The 15,814-nt window shown below is 71.3% G+C and carries 22 protein-coding genes; 11 read left to right on the top strand and 11 right to left on the bottom strand.

Features of this window, described 5'->3' with window-relative positions; all coding sequences use genetic code 11:
* Window positions 1-170 precede the first annotated feature (170 nt).
* Together LV78_RS37170 and LV78_RS37165 are read left to right on the top strand one after the other, a co-directional pair.
* Complete coding sequence (locus LV78_RS37170) at window positions 171-536, top strand: F0F1 ATP synthase subunit epsilon (RefSeq protein ID WP_253850894.1); 366 nt, start codon at window positions 171-173, stop codon at window positions 534-536.
* Between the two features lie 34 nt (window positions 537-570).
* On the top strand, window positions 571-1,002 hold the full coding sequence (locus tag LV78_RS37165; protein WP_253850893.1) for a DUF2550 domain-containing protein: 432 nt from the start codon (window positions 571-573) through the stop codon (window positions 1,000-1,002).
* Between the two features lie 76 nt (window positions 1,003-1,078).
* Here LV78_RS37165 and LV78_RS37160 read toward each other — a convergent pair whose 3' ends face one another.
* Window positions 1,079-1,651 carry a cob(I)yrinic acid a,c-diamide adenosyltransferase gene (locus LV78_RS37160; protein ID WP_253850892.1) on the bottom strand — a complete coding sequence of 191 codons (573 nt, stop codon included), beginning with the start codon at window positions 1,649-1,651 and terminating at the stop codon, window positions 1,079-1,081.
* An 82-nt stretch (window positions 1,652-1,733) separates the two neighbouring features.
* Here LV78_RS37160 and murA point away from each other — a divergent pair, with 82 nt between their 5' ends.
* Window positions 1,734-2,990 (top strand): UDP-N-acetylglucosamine 1-carboxyvinyltransferase, encoded by a 1,257-nt coding sequence (gene murA / locus LV78_RS37155; RefSeq protein WP_253850890.1) that lies wholly within the window; start codon window positions 1,734-1,736, stop codon window positions 2,988-2,990.
* Window positions 2,991-3,048: 58 nt separating this feature from the next.
* On the opposite strand, the gene LV78_RS37150 is transcribed toward murA, so the two are convergent.
* From LV78_RS37150 to LV78_RS37135, 4 genes are all read right to left on the bottom strand, one after another.
* A complete protein-coding gene (locus LV78_RS37150; protein ID WP_253850888.1) occupies window positions 3,049-3,570 on the bottom strand; it encodes a DUF3558 domain-containing protein in 522 nt (173 codons plus the stop codon).
* A gap of 16 nt (window positions 3,571-3,586) precedes the next feature.
* Window positions 3,587-3,976 (bottom strand): hypothetical protein, encoded by a 390-nt coding sequence (locus tag LV78_RS37145; RefSeq protein ID WP_253850886.1) that lies wholly within the window; start codon window positions 3,974-3,976, stop codon window positions 3,587-3,589.
* 90 nt (window positions 3,977-4,066) lie between these two features.
* On the bottom strand, window positions 4,067-4,363 hold the full coding sequence (locus tag LV78_RS37140; RefSeq protein ID WP_253850884.1) for a hypothetical protein: 297 nt from the start codon (window positions 4,361-4,363) through the stop codon (window positions 4,067-4,069).
* An 85-nt stretch (window positions 4,364-4,448) separates the two neighbouring features.
* A complete protein-coding gene (locus LV78_RS37135) occupies window positions 4,449-4,982 on the bottom strand; it encodes a cysteine hydrolase family protein (protein ID WP_253850882.1) in 534 nt (177 codons plus the stop codon).
* A 56-nt stretch (window positions 4,983-5,038) separates the two neighbouring features.
* Here LV78_RS37135 and LV78_RS37130 point away from each other — a divergent pair, with 56 nt between their 5' ends.
* Window positions 5,039-5,806 carry an enoyl-CoA hydratase-related protein gene (locus LV78_RS37130; protein ID WP_253850881.1) on the top strand — a complete coding sequence of 256 codons (768 nt, stop codon included), beginning with the start codon at window positions 5,039-5,041 and terminating at the stop codon, window positions 5,804-5,806.
* Window positions 5,807-5,878: 72 nt separating this feature from the next.
* On the opposite strand, the gene LV78_RS37125 is transcribed toward LV78_RS37130, so the two are convergent.
* Together LV78_RS37125 and LV78_RS37120 are read right to left on the bottom strand one after the other, a co-directional pair.
* Window positions 5,879-6,457, bottom strand: a complete 579-nt coding sequence (locus LV78_RS37125; protein ID WP_253850879.1) for a GNAT family N-acetyltransferase — start codon at window positions 6,455-6,457, stop codon at window positions 5,879-5,881.
* Window positions 6,454-6,990, bottom strand: coding sequence for an NUDIX domain-containing protein (locus tag LV78_RS37120; protein ID WP_253850877.1), 537 nt, complete (start codon window positions 6,988-6,990; stop codon window positions 6,454-6,456). Before LV78_RS37120 ends, LV78_RS37125 begins: the two co-directional genes overlap by 4 nt.
* Window positions 6,991-7,169: 179 nt before the next feature.
* On the opposite strand from LV78_RS37120, the gene nucS reads away from it, so the two are divergent.
* The gene (gene nucS / locus LV78_RS37115) at window positions 7,170-7,829 is read left to right on the top strand and encodes an endonuclease NucS (RefSeq protein ID WP_253850875.1); all 660 of its coding nucleotides are present in this window, start codon (window positions 7,170-7,172) and stop codon (window positions 7,827-7,829) included.
* Between the two features lie 165 nt (window positions 7,830-7,994).
* On the top strand, window positions 7,995-8,420 hold the full coding sequence (locus tag LV78_RS37110; protein ID WP_253850874.1) for a hypothetical protein: 426 nt from the start codon (window positions 7,995-7,997) through the stop codon (window positions 8,418-8,420).
* On the opposite strand, the gene LV78_RS37105 is transcribed toward LV78_RS37110, so the two are convergent.
* Genes LV78_RS37105 through LV78_RS37095 form a run of 3 tightly spaced genes read right to left on the bottom strand, consistent with a single transcriptional unit; the run spans window position 8,421 to window position 9,694 of the window.
* The gene (locus LV78_RS37105) at window positions 8,421-8,594 is read right to left on the bottom strand and encodes a DUF397 domain-containing protein (RefSeq protein WP_253850872.1); all 174 of its coding nucleotides are present in this window, start codon (window positions 8,592-8,594) and stop codon (window positions 8,421-8,423) included. It abuts the gene before it with no gap.
* 20 nt (window positions 8,595-8,614) lie between these two features.
* Window positions 8,615-8,821 carry a DUF397 domain-containing protein gene (locus LV78_RS37100; RefSeq protein ID WP_253850870.1) on the bottom strand — a complete coding sequence of 69 codons (207 nt, stop codon included), beginning with the start codon at window positions 8,819-8,821 and terminating at the stop codon, window positions 8,615-8,617.
* Window positions 8,822-8,836: 15 nt separating this feature from the next.
* Complete coding sequence (locus tag LV78_RS37095; protein ID WP_253850868.1) at window positions 8,837-9,694, bottom strand: helix-turn-helix domain-containing protein; 858 nt, start codon at window positions 9,692-9,694, stop codon at window positions 8,837-8,839.
* A 219-nt stretch (window positions 9,695-9,913) separates the two neighbouring features.
* Here LV78_RS37095 and LV78_RS37090 point away from each other — a divergent pair, with 219 nt between their 5' ends.
* A complete protein-coding gene (locus tag LV78_RS37090) occupies window positions 9,914-10,261 on the top strand; it encodes a hypothetical protein (RefSeq protein WP_253850867.1) in 348 nt (115 codons plus the stop codon).
* Between the two features lie 19 nt (window positions 10,262-10,280).
* Here LV78_RS37090 and LV78_RS37085 read toward each other — a convergent pair whose 3' ends face one another.
* Window positions 10,281-10,982 (bottom strand): hypothetical protein, encoded by a 702-nt coding sequence (locus tag LV78_RS37085; protein ID WP_253850866.1) that lies wholly within the window; start codon window positions 10,980-10,982, stop codon window positions 10,281-10,283.
* 114 nt (window positions 10,983-11,096) lie between these two features.
* On the opposite strand from LV78_RS37085, the gene LV78_RS37080 reads away from it, so the two are divergent.
* The 4 genes from LV78_RS37080 (at window position 11,097) to LV78_RS37065 (ending at window position 15,757) form a co-directional block, all read left to right on the top strand.
* Window positions 11,097-12,785, top strand: coding sequence for a sodium:solute symporter family protein (locus LV78_RS37080; protein WP_253850864.1), 1,689 nt, complete (start codon window positions 11,097-11,099; stop codon window positions 12,783-12,785).
* 10 nt (window positions 12,786-12,795) lie between these two features.
* Complete coding sequence (locus tag LV78_RS37075) at window positions 12,796-13,074, top strand: hypothetical protein (protein ID WP_253850862.1); 279 nt, start codon at window positions 12,796-12,798, stop codon at window positions 13,072-13,074.
* Between the two features lie 90 nt (window positions 13,075-13,164).
* Window positions 13,165-14,184 (top strand): DUF3558 domain-containing protein, encoded by a 1,020-nt coding sequence (locus LV78_RS37070; RefSeq protein ID WP_253850860.1) that lies wholly within the window; start codon window positions 13,165-13,167, stop codon window positions 14,182-14,184.
* A 67-nt stretch (window positions 14,185-14,251) separates the two neighbouring features.
* Window positions 14,252-15,757 (top strand): aldehyde dehydrogenase family protein, encoded by a 1,506-nt coding sequence (locus LV78_RS37065; RefSeq protein WP_253850858.1) that lies wholly within the window; start codon window positions 14,252-14,254, stop codon window positions 15,755-15,757.
* The last annotated feature ends 57 nt before the right edge of the window (window positions 15,758-15,814 follow it).

Raw genomic sequence — 15,814 nt, 5'->3', positions numbered from 1 at the left:
GCAGGTCAGGGCGGGTTCGTGCGGGGGAGCCTGTGCGGTCCTGCCCGGTTCTTGACCGGTTCCGCCGCGTTCCGCGCCCCTGCGGGCCTGCTTGGGGTGGCTGGTGCGGCACGCGGTCGTGGCGACCGTTTAGACTGCGTTCGACTCGACCTGTAGTGAGGGAGATGCACGTGGCCGAGATGACCGTCCAGCTCGTCGCCGTCGAACGCCGCCTGTGGTCCGGCTCTGCGAAGTCGGTGGTCGCGAAGACGACCGAGGGTGAGATCGGCATCCTGCCCGGTCACGAGCCCATGCTCGCCCAGCTCGTCGAGGGCGGCATCGTCAAGGTGCGGACCACCGACGGCGAGGTCGTCGCGGCGGCCGTGCACGGCGGGTTCCTGTCCGTGACCGCCGACAGCGTGAGCGTGCTCGCCGAGGAGGCCGACCTCGCCCGCGAGATCGACGTCGACGCGGCCAAGCGGGAGCTGGAGTCCGCCGAGGGGGCGGACCGGCTCAAGGCGCAGGCCCGCATCAAGGCGGCCGGGCACACGGCCTGACGGGCCTGGACCGAGGAGACGGGGCAGCGCCGTGGTGGGGATCGCCGAAGTGGTCGGGGTGGTCCTGTTCCTCGCGGCGCTGGTGCTGACCTACACGGCCTGGCGGCGGGTTCGCCTGCTGCGCGCGGGCGGGGTGCACGTGGCCCTGCGCGTGCGGGCCGAGGAGAACGGTCGCGGCTGGCAGCTCGGGGTCGGGCGGTACCGGGGGGACGAGTTCGCCTGGTACCGGGTGTTCAGCCTGCGGGCCGGGCCCGACCGGACGATCCACCGGTCCGACTTCGAGATCGACACCCGGCGCGAGCCGACCGAGCCCGAGGCGTACGCGATGCCCGCGGGCGCCCAGGTGCTCAGGTGCACGACCGCCTCCGGCGAGGTCGAGATCGCGATGGGGCCCGACGCGCTGACCGGGTTCCTGTCGTGGCTGGAGTCGGCCCCGCCGGGACGATCCATCCCCTGGGCCTCCTGAACGGCCCTGAACGCGACGAGACCGCCGCCGACACCTGGTCGGGGCGGTCTTCGCGCTTTCCGGGGCGTGGGGCCGCTCAGGCGTTGTCGGCGGGCTTCCACAGGACGTCGCCGTCCGGGTTCGCGACCCTGGCGAGGATGAACAGCAGGTCGGACAGCCGGTTCAGGTACTTCGCGGTCAGCGGGTTCGTGGTGTCCGGCTCGGCCTCGATCAGCGCCCACGTGCTGCGCTCGGCCCGGCGGGAGACCGTGCGCGCCTGGTGCAGCAGGGCCGCGCCGGGGGTGCCGCCGCTGAGGATGAACGAGTCGAGCTTGCCGAGGCGGGCGTTGAACTCGTCGCACCAGGCCTCCAGGCGGTCCACGTAGGCCTGGGTGACGCGCAGCGGCGGGTACTGGGGGTTCTCGACGATCGGGGCGCACAGGTCCGCGCCGACGTCGAACAGGTCGTTCTGGACGCGCAGGACCACGGCCTTGACGTCGTCCGCGAGGTCGCCGAGGGCCATCGCCACGCCCAGCACCGCGCCGGTCTCGTCCGCGTCCGCGTACGCCGCGATGCGGGGGGAGGTCTTCGGGACCCTGGAGAAGTCGCCGAGACCGGTGGTCCCGTCGTCGCCTACCCGCGTGTAGATCTTCGTGAGGTGAACGGCCATGCGGGCACCATAGGCCGCCCGGAACCAGGGGGCTCCGGTCGCTCCGTAGGATGAGCGCCACCCAGAGTCGAGGAGTTCGTTGGTGAGTGAGCACTTCCGGGTCCAGGGCGGCGCGCGCCTGGTCGGCGAGGTCGACGTCGTCGGGGCGAAGAACAGCGTCCTGAAGCTCATGGCCGCCGCGCTGCTGGCCGAGGGGACCACCACCATCACGAACTGCCCCGAGATCCTGGACGTCCCGCTGATGGCGGACGTGCTGCGCAGCCTCGGGTGCGAGGTGACGATCGAGGGCGACGTCGCGACCATCACCACCCCGGCCGAGCTGAACCACCGGGCCGACTCGGAGGCGATGGGCAAGCTGCGGGCCAGCGTGTGCGTGCTGGGGCCGCTGGTCGGCCGGTGCAAGCGGGCCGTGGTCGCGCTGCCGGGCGGCGACGCGATCGGCAGCAGGCCGCTGGACATGCACCAGAGCGGCTTGCGCAAGCTGGGGGCGCACAGCGAGATCGAGCACGGGTGCGTGGTCGCCGAGGCCCAGGGGTTGCACGGGGCGCAGGTGTGGCTGGACTTCCCGAGCGTCGGGGCGACGGAGAACATCCTGATGGCGGCCGTCCTGGCGGACGGCACGACGGTGATCGACAACGCCGCTCGTGAGCCGGAGATCGTCGACATCTGCGTGATGCTGCAGCAGATGGGGGCGCGGATCGAGGGCGCCGGGACGTCGACGCTGACCGTGCACGGGGTGCCCGAGCTGCACCCGACCGAGCACCGGGTGATCGGTGACCGGATCGTGGGGGCGACCTGGGCGTTCGCGGCGGCGATGACCAGGGGTGACATCACGGTGCGCGGGGTGGACCCGAAGCACATCAACCTGGTGCTGGAGAAGCTGCGGACGGCCGGGGCGACGGTGACGACCGGGGAGAACGAGTTCCGGGTGGTGCAGGAGGGGCGACCGGAGTCGGTGGACTTCGTGACCCTGCCGTACCCGGGCTTCGCGACCGACCTGCAGCCGTTCGCGATCGCGCTGTCGGCGGTGTCGGCGGGGACGTCGATGATCACGGAGAACCTGTTCGAGGCGAGGTTCCGGTTCATCGAGGAGATGGTTCGGCTGGGGGCCGACGCCCGGACCGATGGGCACCACGCGGTGGTGCGGGGGGTGGAGCGGTTGTCCAGCGCTCCGGTGTGGGCCAGTGATATTCGGGCTGGGGCCGGGTTGGTGCTGGCCGGGTTGTGCGCGGACGGGGCTACGGAGGTTTACGAGATCTTCCACATCGAGCGGGGGTATCCGGGGTTCGTGGAGAACCTGCGGAAGCTCGGGGCGACTGTGGAGCGGGTTTCGGTCTGAGGTTTGGCGGGTCGGCCCGGCGCCCTGGTTTTTTGGGGGGCGCCGGGCTTTTCGCTTTTCAGGGGAGTTCGGGCTCGATCGCGGTGGCGACTTCGGTGGCGAGCGAACAGGCCTCGTCCAGCGACGCGTCCGAGATGCCCACCACGTCCACCCGAGCTTTCTCACCGACACCGATGACCACGGTGCAGTCGAGGTCGGTCAGTGATTTCTTGACCAGTTTGCCCTCGTGGGAGCCGATAGTGGTGTCCGAGGGCTCTGCCTGGCTGCCGAGGTTGTAGTCGGCCAAGCCGAGTTCCGGGCGGATGTTGACGGCGATCGTGTGGTCGCGGTTGACGACCGCCTCGCACTCGTGCTGCCCCAGTTCCTTGGGGGTTTGAGTCGGGACGGTGCTGCTGATGCCCTTCAGCAGTTCGCAGGCGTCGAGCGCGTTCAGGCCCTGACCGGAAGAGGCAGAGGGCGAACCGGTGGGAGATGCCTGCGTCGGAGTTCCAGCCGGTGAGGCGGTTCCACGTTCGGTGCTGGTGCACGCGGAGAGGGCTGCGATGCAGAGCAGGACGGGCAGAGCCCTGGAGAGCTTCACGGTATAGACCAATCTGCTAATACTTGAGGCCGGCGGAAACGTCGGTTTCGACTTCTCCATAGTTTTCCACCGCTTTCTCCATAGCGGCTCTGGCCTCGGTCAGGGCTTTGGTGAGCTGCTGGATCGCTGGAACTATGCCGATGGTCCCTCTTCCGCCTGTGGCGTTCTCCAGGTTGTACTTGCTCATGGCGATCGCGTCAGGACTCGTTCCCAGCTTCGTTTCCTGTTGGATGTTGTCGAGCGCCCTACGGATGCCTCGTAGATCAACCAGTGCTTCGTCGATCGCCTTGATGTAGAGCTCCGCCCCCTTGCCCGAGATGGCGAAGCCGCCCGAGGACGCCAGTGCCTTCAAGGCGTTGGCGCTCGTCGCCATCGCGCCCATCGCCTGCGCGCTCCACGCTTCCATGATCTTGCCCCCCTGAGCTGGTGATTCCGGTGATTCCCCCGGCCTCAGCTTAGGACGCGCGTTCAGCCCGTGGACCCGGAATCGGCGCTCTCACGCCCCTCGGCGCAACAGCAGTTTCGCGTCCGCCACGTCCGCCGGGAACACCAGCAGCAAATGGGCCCCGTCCCGCCGGACGGCGGTCGCGCGCAACCCCGCCGCGCGCAGGCGGGCCAGCAGGACCTGGGCCGCCTCCTCCGTCGGGACCAGGGCGACCTCGCGCAGCAGACCGAAGTCCGTGCCGGTGTGGTCCGGCACGGCCCGCTTGTCGTCGCCGAACGCCCAGCGCAGCACCAGCGCCAGCAGGCCGAGGGCGACCGCCAGCAGCAGCACGGGGGTGAGCGTCGTCACGGTCCTGAATGGTCCTCCACGCCCGCACCGGTCGGCAATGGCGCGCGTGGGTGGTGGGCGGCGGGCTGCGGTCAGCGGGCAGTGGTCAGCGCAGCGCCGCCAGGACCTCCGCCGTCGACGCGATCCGGGCGAAGCCGCCGCCCCTCAGGTTGACCACCGTCGCGTGGGACAGCTGGTCCGCCGTGAGGTCCTCCAGGTCGAACGTGCACGTCGCGTCCAGCGCCACAGTCACCCGGTACCCCAGGTTCCCCGCCACCCGCGCGCTCGTCTCCACGCACATGTTCGTCTGGATCCCCACCAGCACCACCTCCTCGACGCCCCGCGCCCGCAACCAGCCGTCCAGGTCGACCTCGCCGTGGAACGCCGAGTTCACCGACTTGCCGAACACCAGATCCGCCCGCTCCACGTCCAGGAACCCCTGCAGCGCGTTCCCCGGCCGGTCCGGGCGCAGTGGGGAGCCCTCCTCCACCGAGTCGTGCCGCACCAGCACCACCGGGCCCCGCCAGGCGTTCTGCAGCGCCTCGACGTTCGCCTCGGCGTCCGGGTTGTTGCGGGCGCCCCACACCGGGTCGGCGAAGCCCTGCTGCACGTCGATCACGATCAGCGCGGTGTCGTCCATGCGACGAGTGTGACCGGAGCCGTGCGGGGACGATCACGCGGCACTAGCGTCGAAGCATGGGCGAGCACATCAGCGTCGAGCGCACCGGTGACGTCGTGCGCATCACCATGGACCGGGCCCGGCGGCGGAACTCGCTGTCCGGTGACCACCTCGCCGAGCTGCTGGCCGCGTTCCGGGCGGTGGCCGCCACGGACGCCGCCGGGGTCGTGCTGGCCGGGGACGGGCCCGAGTTCTGCTCGGGGCACGACTTCGCCGACGTCGCCGAGCGGGACCTCGGCGGGGTGCAGGAGCTGCTGCGGGTGTGCGTAGAGCTGATGCGCACGATCCAGTCGGTGCCGCAGGTGGTGATCGCGCGGGTGCACGGGGTGGCCACGGCCGCCGGGTGCCAGCTGGTGGCCTCGTGCGACCTGGCGGTGGCCGCCGAGGACGCCTCGTTCGCGCTGCCCGGCGGCAAGGGCGGCTGGTTCTGCCACACGCCCGCCGTGCCCGTGGCGCGCGCGGTGGGGCGCAAGCGGCTGATGGAGATGGCGCTCACCGGGGACCCGATCGACGCGCAGACCGCGCTGGAGTGGGGCCTGGTGAACCGGGTGGTGCCGTCGGCGTGGCTGGACTCGGCGGTGGACGAGCTGATGGCCCGCGCCACGCGCGGCAGCCGGGCGAGCAAGGCCGTGGGCAAGCAGACGATCTACGCGCAGCTGGACCGGCCGGAGGCCGAGGCCTACGCGATCGCGGCCGAGGTCATGGCGGCCTCGTCGCAGACCCCCGCCGCGCGCGAGGGGATGGCGGCGTTCCTGGAGAAGCGGGACGCCGAGTGGCGCGACTGAGGTGAGGTGGCCTGCGGGACCACCGGAGCGGTCCCGCAGGCCACCGGCCTCACGGCGCCTCGCGGAGCACCGTCACAGCGCCTTGTAGAACACCGTCGTGGCGCGCGGCTCACCGGACGGGGCGGCCGCGAAGCCGGGGATCGACCCGACCTCCGACCAGCCCGCCGACCGGTACAGGCCCTCGGCGGGCGAACCGGTCTCGGTGTCCAGCACGAGCAGGGTGACGCCGCGCGCGACCGCGCCCCGCTCCACCGCCCGCAGCAGCGACCTGCCCACGCCCGCGCCGCGCGCGTCGCGGCGGACCGCCAGCTTGCCCACCTCGGCCCGGTGACGGCCGTTCTCCGCCTGCGCCATGGTCAGCAGCACCGTGCCGACGACCTCGCCGCCGCGCCTGGCCGCCCACACGGCCTGCCGCCCGTTCGCCACCGCCGCCGCCCGCGCCCGCCACCACGCCGTGGCGGCCTCGTGCGTCAGCGGGGCCAGGAAGCCCAGGGACGCGCCTCCCGCGACCGCGTCCACCAGCACCCCCGCCAGCGCGGGCGCTTCGGCCAGCACCTGCGGGGAACCCAGCTCCACCGCGCCGTCCCGCACCGGACCGCCGCCGCCCGCGGGCGCCGCGCCGCCCAGCCCGTCCCCGGTCACCAGCCTCACGGCTGCGAGTTCTCGTGCAGCAGGAGCAGGGTGTACGCGGCGATCGACTGCGCGTCGGTGATCTCCCCGCGCGCGATCATCGCCTCGAACTCCGCCCTCGGGAACCACGCCGAGCGCATGTCCTGCTCCTCGTGCTCCCGCTCGTGGAACCCCTCCACGAGGTCCGTCGCGAGGAACACCCGGCCGCGCTGGCTGGACATGCCCGGCGCGACGTCGAGCATCCCCAGCTCCACCATCCGACCAGCCCGCAGCCCGGTCTCCTCCCGCAGCTCCCGCGCCGCGAGCACCGACGGCGGCTCGGCGGCCAGGTTCGGCGCCGTGCCCTGCGGGAACTCCCAGCGGCGGAGCTTGATCGGGTAGCGGTACTGCTCGACCAGGCGCAGCCGCTCCCCGTCGAGCGGGATGACCAGCGCGTAGTCCGGCTTGTCCACCACGCCGTAGATCCCGGTGCTGCCGTCGCCCCTGCGGACCGGGTCCTCGCGGACCGTCATCCACGGGTTCGCGTAGACCTGGCGTGACCCGAGCGTCTCCACTCTCACTCTCCCTGTGCCGACCAGCGGGCGCCCCCGCCCGCAGCCCGAAGTACACCACCACCCGGTAGGGGGACCGGAGGCCGAAGGCACGTGCGGCGCCACCGGGGACCCCGCCCGCGCGCGACACCCGCAAGGTACCTGCCGGTGCGGTGGCGGTCGCACCCCGTAGCCTGTCCCGCGTGCGCCTCGTCATCGCTCACTGCCAGGTCGACTACGTCGGACGCCTCACGGCGCACCTGCCGCCTGCCCAGCGGCTGCTGCTGATCAAGGCGGACGGCTCGGTGTCGATCCACTCGGACGACCGGGCGTACAAGCCGCTGAACTGGATGAGCCCGCCGTGCTGGCTCATCGAGGACCCGGACGTGTGGGTCGTGCAGAACAAGGCGGGCGAGAAGCTGATCATCACCTTGCACGAGGTGCTGCACGACTCGAAGCACGAGCTCGGCCCCGAGCCCGGCCTGGTGAAGGACGGCGTCGAGGCCGACCTGCAGAAACTGCTCGCCCAGCACGTGACCACCCTCGGCGACGGGTGGACCCTGGTGCGCCGCGAGTTCCCGACGGCGATCGGGCCGGTGGACCTGATGTGCCGCGACTCGGATGGCAAGTCGGTGGCCGTGGAGATCAAGCGGCGGGGTGAGATCGACGGGGTGGAGCAGCTGACCAGGTACCTGGAGCTGCTCAACCGGGATCCGCTGCTGGCGCCGGTGCGGGGGGTGTTCGCGGCGCAGCAGATCAAGCCGCAGGCCCGCGTGCTGGCGGAGGACCGGGGGATCCGGTGCGTGGTGCTGGACTACGACGCGCTGCGGGGGATCGAGCCGGACGAGTTCCGGTTGTTCTGACGCGCGACTGATCGAGACCGAGGCTGCCACCGCTGCGCCGAACAGGTCGTTCTCCGAACTGCCCCCGTGGGCAGAGTTCGAGGATGGCCTGTTCGGGCGCGTGGTGGGGGCCCTTCGCGGGGATACGCTGCTGAGCCCCTGACCCGGTGGCTGAGGAGGTCCTCGGTGCGAAGACGGTTGGTGCTCGTCGTGGCGGTCGGGCTGGTGGTGGGTGCTGCCGGTGGGTGCGTCGGGGACGGGGGTGGGGGGATGCCGTTGCCGTCCGCCTTGCCGCTCAGTTCGCCGGTCAGCTTGTCCGTCGCGCCCGCTTCCGCGCCCGTGGTCGGGAACGGGCGGATCGTGGCCGAGCCCGTTTCCGGTGGGGGTGGGGACGAGGTGTTCGTCAGCGGGGACGGGTTTCCCGCCGGGGAGCGGGTGGTCATCACCTTTCACGGGGTTGCCGTGGGGGATGGGGTGGTGGATGGCGCGGGGCGGTTCGAGCGGGTTGCGGTGAAGGTGCCCGGATCGTTGCGCGGGGTTGGGGCTCAGGTGTTCATCGACGCCGGGGCCGGACCTGTGCACGCCCAGGCCCCGTTCGTCCTCACGCGGTGATCAGCGGACGGTGCGCAGGAAGGTCGACCAGCTCGCCTTGGGGAACAGCAGCACGGGACCCGTCGGGTTCTTCGAGTCGCGGGTTGCGATCGCGCCATCGGCGGGAGCGATCTCGACGCAGCTCGCGCCGTTGGCGCTGTGGCTGCTCTTCCGCCACGGCCTCAGGTCGCGCATGGACGACACCTCCCGGTCGGCTACCTCGGCTTGAGGGTGCCGGTCTCCGCCGCGCGCAGGAAAGCCGTCCAACGGGTGGCGGTGAAGTGCAGCACCGGGCCTGTCGGGTTCTTCGAGTCGCGGGTCGCGATCGCGTCATCGGCGGGAGCGATCTCGACGCAGCTCTCGCCGTTGGCGCTGTAGCTGCTCTTGCGCCACGGCGCGTTCGACAGGCCTGTCTCGTGCATGATCTCTAGCCCTTCTCAGTCACTCGCGTCGATCTCGGCGATGAACCTCGCGGAGTCCTTGGGGCTGGCCGCCATCGCGACCAAGTGGTCGAAGTTGGCCCTGAAGCGGCTGATGTCGGCATCGGACTCCAGGAACAGCTCACCCGCCTGGCTGTCCACGTAAATCAGGTCGCCGTCCATCGGGTCCTCGAAGTCCATGACGATGAACTGCCCCGGCATCCCTGGGTGGGCGCCATCGCTGAACCGGATCACCTGGATGGTGATGTTGGGTTCCTCGGCGGCCTTGACCAGGTGCTCCCGCTGCCTGCGCATGACCTCCGGGGTGCCGACCACACGTCGAAGCGCCGCTTCGTCGATCACCGCCCAGAGCTTGAGCGGCTTCTCCTTGCGCAGGACGGCTTGGCGTTCCACCCGCGTCTTGACCCGGTCCTCGACCTGCTCCGGCCCGGCGGTGTGAGGGTCGCCCTGGACGACCGCTCGGGCGTAGTCCTCGGTCTGGAGCAACCCGGGGATGAACAGCGACGAGTAGTTCCGGACGCCCTGCGCCTCGTCCTCGAAGCTGATGTAGGTCGTGTACCCCTCGGGCAGGCCCTCGTGCCACGGGCGGATCCAACCGGGCTTGGTCGACTCCTTCGACAGCGCCCGCATCGCCGCCTGCTCCTCGTCGGGGCAGCCGTACGTGGTCAGCATCGTCATCAGCGTCCGGTTCTGCGGACGGACCTTCGCGGTCTCGATGCGGTAGATGGTGGCCTGGTTGATGCCGGTCTGCTCCTCGACCTCCTCGCGGCTCAGGCCGGCTTCCTCGCGCAGCAGCCTGAGCTGACGAGCCAGCCTGCGCAGGCGGATCGTCGGAGTGCTCTTCTTCGCGGCCACGATCTCCAATTCTTCCCCAACTCCCCTCGGGAGCCACGCAAGTGTGGCTGTGTTTCGGGATCACCTCAAACTCGAACGCAAGTGCAACCCTCGCTTATGCAAGGCTTGCACTTATCTTCTTGTGCAGGCATCCTTGCATGACGCTGCGGTGATGATCCGTAAACCCGCCGTAGTCACCTGGGAACTCGGCAGGGCTTGACCCGGAAGAGGGACGTATTCGTGAACCAGAGCGCGAGCACGGCGAGCACAGCGGGCATCGGGGGCATCGGGGACTGGGACGTCGCGTTGGACGCGGCGTTCGACGCCTACGTGCGGGAGATCGCCGAGGCCGACGCGCCCCGGCTGTTCGCCGTCGTGGAGGAGATCGGTGATCGGAGCGACGCGCGCGTGATCGGCTACGGGCTGGAGCACGCGGACCGGGCCGAGAGCGCCATGCTGGTGGGCGGGGTGCGGATCGCGTCGGAGGACGCCGAAGCTGCTCGGCAGGTGTTCGAGGTGACCTGCGGGAACCGGGCGCGCCTCGTCTGGCTCGGGGGGAACTCCGAGCAGGAGGGCGAGGACGGCTGAGCCGTCCCCGCCCCTGGGCTCAAGCGCAGGCGCGACCGCCTGCGCGGGCGTGCAGGAGGGCCTCGTGGATGCCCTCCCTGGACAGGTCCAGCCTCGCCGCGAGCTGCTCCAGGACCGTGCCCCGGTCGAACACCGACAGCGGCACGTGGCAGTCGATCAGGTCGGCCCGCACCCGGCCGGGGTAGATGTGGCTGTCCGGTCTGCGGGAGAGCGCGATGCCCTCCCTCGGGTCGCCGCCGTCGAGCAGCAGGAAGCCGCCCGCCGCGCCCTCGTCCTGGGCCAGGTGCACGACGTCCCGCTGGCCCGCCAGCCACGTCCGCTCCACGCCCAGCACGGCCGCCGCGCCGCGCAGGTAGTCCACCGGGCCGCCCCTCGGCCTCGCCTCGCAGGTGAACAGCAGCGGCAGGTGCTCCGGGTAGCCCTGGGTCCTGGCGTCGATCAGCGCGGCCCGCGCGTGCACCACGCCCGCGTTGTAGCCGCCCGCGAAGTCCGCCGGACCGCTGCGGTGCCGCAGCAGCACCAGCCTGCCCGCGTCCTGGTGGGCGGACAGCGCGCCGGGGTGGTGGCTCACGCACACCGGGTCCTCGGGGTAGCCGATGTCGCGGATCAGGAACCGCAGGTCGTACCCACCTGCGGCGGTGTAGGCGTCCAGCTCCTTGGGCAGCAGCTCCCGCGACCGGTACGCGACCCCCTGAGCAGCGCTTTCGGTTTCTTGGTCCACCTAATGGAGTACGTGGTTTGAAGGTGGGTAGTTCATACCGGTGCTCGACGCCACTCCGGGTCGCGAGACCCCGGAGGCCCTGCGACGCTGTGCGTCACCGGAGGTGAACGGAAGGTGCCCGTGCTGGCCGCGGAAGCTGATCTTCGCCTGGATGCCGGGGCGTTGGACTACGCCCTGCTCGCCCTCTACTTCGTCGTGGTGCTCGGGATCGGGTTCCTCGCCCGCCGATCCGTGTCCACGAGCCTGGACTTCCTGCTGTCCGGGCGCTCCCTGCCCGCCTGGGTCACCGGCCTGGCGTTCGTCTCCGCCAACCTCGGCGCGATCGAGCTGCTCGGCATGGCCGCCAACGGCGCCCAGTACGGCATGGCGACCATGCACTACTACTGGGTCGGCGCCATCCCGGCGATGGTGTTCCTCGGCCTGGTGATGATGCCGTTCTACTACGGCTCCAAGGTCCGCAGCGTCCCCGAGTTCCTGCGCCGCCGGTTCGGCAAGGGCGCGCACCTGGTCAACGCGATCAGCTTCGCCGTCGCCCAGGTCCTCATCGCGGGCGTGAACCTGTACGCGCTGGCCCTGCTGCTGAACCTGCTGCTCGGCTGGCCCATCCCGCTGTCCGTGGTGATCGCCGCGCTGATCGTGCTGGCCTACACCACCCTCGGCGGGCTCTCGGCCGCGATCTACAACGAGGTCCTCCAGTTCTTCGTGATCATCGCCGCGCTGCTGCCGCTCACCATCGCGGGCCTGCACAAGGTCGGTGGGTGGCAGGGCCTGGTCGACAAGGTCACCGCGGGTCCCGGCGGCGAGGAGCAGCTGTCCGCGTACCCGGCGACCGAGCTGACCGGGTTCGAGAACCCGGTGCTGAGCGTCATCGGCATCGTGTTCGGCCTCGGGTTCGTGCTGTCCTTCGGCTACTGGACGACGAACTTCGCCGAGGTGCAGCGCGCGCTGTCGGCCAAGAGCATGTCGGCGGCCAAGCGCACCCCGATCATCGGCGCCTACCCGAAGGCGCTGATCCCGGCCGTCATCGTGATCCCCGGCATCATCGCCGCCGTCGTCGTGCCCGAGATGAGCGCGCTCAAGGCGGGCGAGGCGGCGGGCGGGGTCACCTACAACAACGCGCTGCCGCTGCTCATGCGCGACCTGCTGCCCAACGGGATGCTCGGCATCGCCATCACCGGCCTGCTCGCGTCGTTCATGGCGGGCGTCGCGGCGAACGTGTCCTCGTTCAACACGGTGTTCACCTACGACCTGTGGCAGGACTACGTCCGCAAGGACCGGCCGGACGGCTACTACCTGAAGGTCGGCCGCTGGGCCACGATCGGCGGCACGGTCATCGCCATCGGCACCGCGTTCCTGGCGGCGGGCTACGGGAACATCATGGACTACATCCAGTCCCTGTTCTCGTTCTTCAACGCCCCGCTGTTCGCCACGTTCATCCTCGGCATGTTCTGGAAGCGGATGTCCGCCGCGGCGGGCTGGATCGGCCTGGTCGCGGGCACCCTCGCGGCCGTGCTGGTGTTCGCGCTCGCCGAGACCGGGGTGCTCGACCTGCCCGGCCAGGGCGCGAGCTTCCTGGGCGCCGCCGCCGCGTTCGTGGTGGACATCGTGGTCAGCGTGGTCGTCACCCTGTTCACCAAGCCGGTGCCGCAGGAGCGGTTGCCCGGACTGGTCTACGGGCTCACGCCCAAGGGCGACCTCGCGCACGGCACGCAGGGCGAGGACGCGGGCTGGTACCGGTCGCCCGCGCTGCTCGGCGGCGGGGTGCTGCTGCTGACCGCCGTGCTCAACGTCGTTTTCAGCTGAGGGGGAAGTCGTGGCACGCGGAACTGCCGGGTTGTTCGACCTGCGGTTGGTGATCGCGGCGCTGTTCGCGGTGTACGGGGTGGTGCTGGTGGTGGTCGGGCTCGGCTTCACCGACGACGCGGACCTCGCGAAGGCGGACGGGTGGAACGTGAACCTGTGGTCCGGGGCGGGCATGGTCGTGGTCGCGGCGGTGTTCGGCGCGTGGACCGCGCTGCGACCGCTCGTGGTGCCCGACCCGGAGGACGTGGGCGGAGCGGAGGGCGCGGACGCGTGGGAACGGGGCGTCTGAATCGTTTCCGAGGCGTGTTGTGATCGCATCGTGAGGCGGAACACCCCGATGCCGCCACGCCGGACCCGAACGGTCGCTACCGTGCAGTTCGTGCACCGATCCGCCGCCGTGCTCTGCGCCCTGCTCCTCGTCGTGGCCGGGTGCTCCGGGACCGACCTCGCCAAGCACTCCCCGTACCCGAGGGAGACGCTCGACGCCGCGGCCGCGAACAGCGCGGACGAGAACGGCGGCGGCAACGACGAGGGCGTCCCGCCCGGCTCGGTCGGCGCCCCGGTGTCCGCCGAGTTCACCGGCGAGAAGCTGCGCGCCACGGACGTGTGCAAGCTGGTGGACGAGACCGTGCTCAGGAAGTACGGCACGCCCGCCGAGCTGAACAGCAACAACTTCGGCGAGTGCAGCAACTACATGAAGGACAAGGCGGGCAAGAGCCTGTCCGTCACCCTGGCGTTCCGCAGCTCGTCCGCGCTGTACGCGAAGTCCGACAAGCGGATCGAGGGCCTCAAGCTCGGCGAGAACGTGCTGGAGGGGCAGGCCTGCTTCGTCTCCGGCGTGTTCCAGGACGAGCCGCCCATGGACCTCACCGCGCAGATCGGCTACAAGAGCGACAACAACTGCGAGATCGGCCGCGAGCTCCTGACCTCGGCGATCAAGCGGGTCAAGGCCGGTTCGGCGCTCAAGTCCAGCACCAAGGGCTCGCTGGCCTCGGTCGACCCGTGCCGCGCCCCCGACCCGGCCGTGGTCGAGGCCGCGATCAGCGCGTCCGGCTCGACGGTCCTGGAGGTCCCGATCGGCCTGCCCACGTGCAGCTGGAGCAGCAGCGAGCGCAGCCTGATGCTCGCCTTCCAGCAGCTCGCCTCCGCGCCGAGGAAGCTCCCCGGCGACAAGACCACCGACGTCGACCTCGGCGGCGGCGTCACCGGGCGCGTGCTGGACGAGAGCGGCTCGGCGTTCCCCTCCTGCAAGATCGAGTGGACGCACCGCGACCTCGGGACCGGCGGCGCCGAGATCGTCAGGGTGACGACCTCGGGCGCCAAGGACGTCCAGTACGACCGGTGCGGGACGATCACCACCGTCGCCAAGTCGCTGGTCGCCAAGCTGCCGCGCGGCTGAACCGGGGCGTGACAGGGGGAGCACAACCCGTTACCGTTCGGTAACACCCGATCGTGGAGGTCCCCCGATGACGCAGACCGCGGAGGCGAAGTCCGAGCGAGGCGGGGACGAGCCGGAGCAGCTCACCTCGCACGACCCGCGCACCGGCGAGGTCGTCGGCCGGTACCCCGTGCACGGCGCGGACGAGGTCGCCACCGCCGTCCGCAGGGCCCGCGACGCGTCGGTCCACTGGGCCGCCCTCGGCTTCGACGGGCGCCGCGCCCGGCTCGACCGCTGGCGCAGGCTGCTCAGCCGCCGCGCCGACGAGCTGTGCGCGCTGATCAGCGCCGAGACCGGCAAGTCCGCCGACGACGCGCGCATCGAGGTCGCCCTCGTCCTGGACCACCTGCACTGGGCCGCCAAGCACGCCCGCAAGACCCTCGGCCGCCGCAAGGTCGCCTCCGGCCTGGTCATGCACAACCACGCCGCGACCCTGGAGTACCGGCCGTTCGGCGTCGTCGGCGTCATCGGGCCGTGGAACTACCCGGCGTTCACGCCCATGGGGTCCATCTCGTACGCGCTCGCGGCGGGCAACGCCGTGGTGTTCAAGCCCAGCGAGCACACCCCCGCCGTCGGGCGGTTCCTGGCCGACTCGTTCGCCGAGGTCGTGCCCGAGCAGCCGGTCTTCCAGGTGGTCACCGGATACGGGCCGACCGGGGCCGCGCTGTGCGGCGCGGGCGTCGACAAGCTCGCGTTCACCGGGTCCACCGCCACCGGGCGGCGGGTCATGGCCGAGTGCGCGCGCACCCTCACGCCCGTGCTGGTCGAGTGCGGCGGCAAGGACGCGCTGATCGTCGCCGAGGACGCCGACCTGGAGGCCGCCGCGCGCGGGGCCGTGTGGGGCGGGCTGTTCAACGCCGGGCAGTCCTGCGCCGGGGTCGAGCGGGTGTACGTGGCCGAGGCCGTCGCCGACGAGTTCGTCGAGCTGGTCACCCGCAAGGCCGCGAAGCTGCGCCCCGGCGGGTCGCCGGACGCCGACTTCGGGCCGATCACCATGCCGAAGCAGGTCGACGTCATCGCCGCGCACGTGGCCGACGCGCTCGACCGGGGCGCGACGGCGGCGGTCGGCGGGCGCGAGTCGATCCGGCCGCCGTACGTGGAGCCGGTGGTGCTGCTCGACGTGCCCGAGGACTCGACGGCGGTCACCGAGGAGACGTTCGGGCCGACGCTGGTGGTCAACCGGGTGGCCGACGCGGACGAGGCGGTGCGGCGGGCCAACGCCCTGCGGTACGGGCTCGGCGCGGCGGTGTACTCGAAGGCGCGCGGCGAGGAGCTGGCGGCCCGGCTGCGGTGCGGGGTGGTGTCGATCAACGCGGTGCTGGCGTTCGCGTCGGTGCCCGCGCTGCCGTTCGGCGGGGTCGGCGACTCCGGGTTCGGGCGCATCCACGGCGCGGACGGGCTGCGCGAGTTCACCTACGCGCACGCGGTGTCGCGGCAGCGGTTCGCCGGGGCGCTGGACCCGATGAGCTACGAGCGCGGGAACCGGACGGTGCGGCGCGTGCTGCGGCTGGTGCGGGTGCTGCGCGGGCGGTGACCGGCGTGGCGAACGCTCCATCCTGATCACTCGGAGGCCCCGGCGCAAGCACCGAAG

This window comes from Actinosynnema pretiosum (assembly GCF_024171695.1).
In the GTDB taxonomy this organism is placed as follows: domain Bacteria; phylum Actinomycetota; class Actinomycetes; order Mycobacteriales; family Pseudonocardiaceae; genus Actinosynnema; species Actinosynnema pretiosum.
The sequence above is the reverse complement of the archived record's forward strand: the minus strand, read 5'-3'. Positions and strand labels throughout refer to the sequence as shown.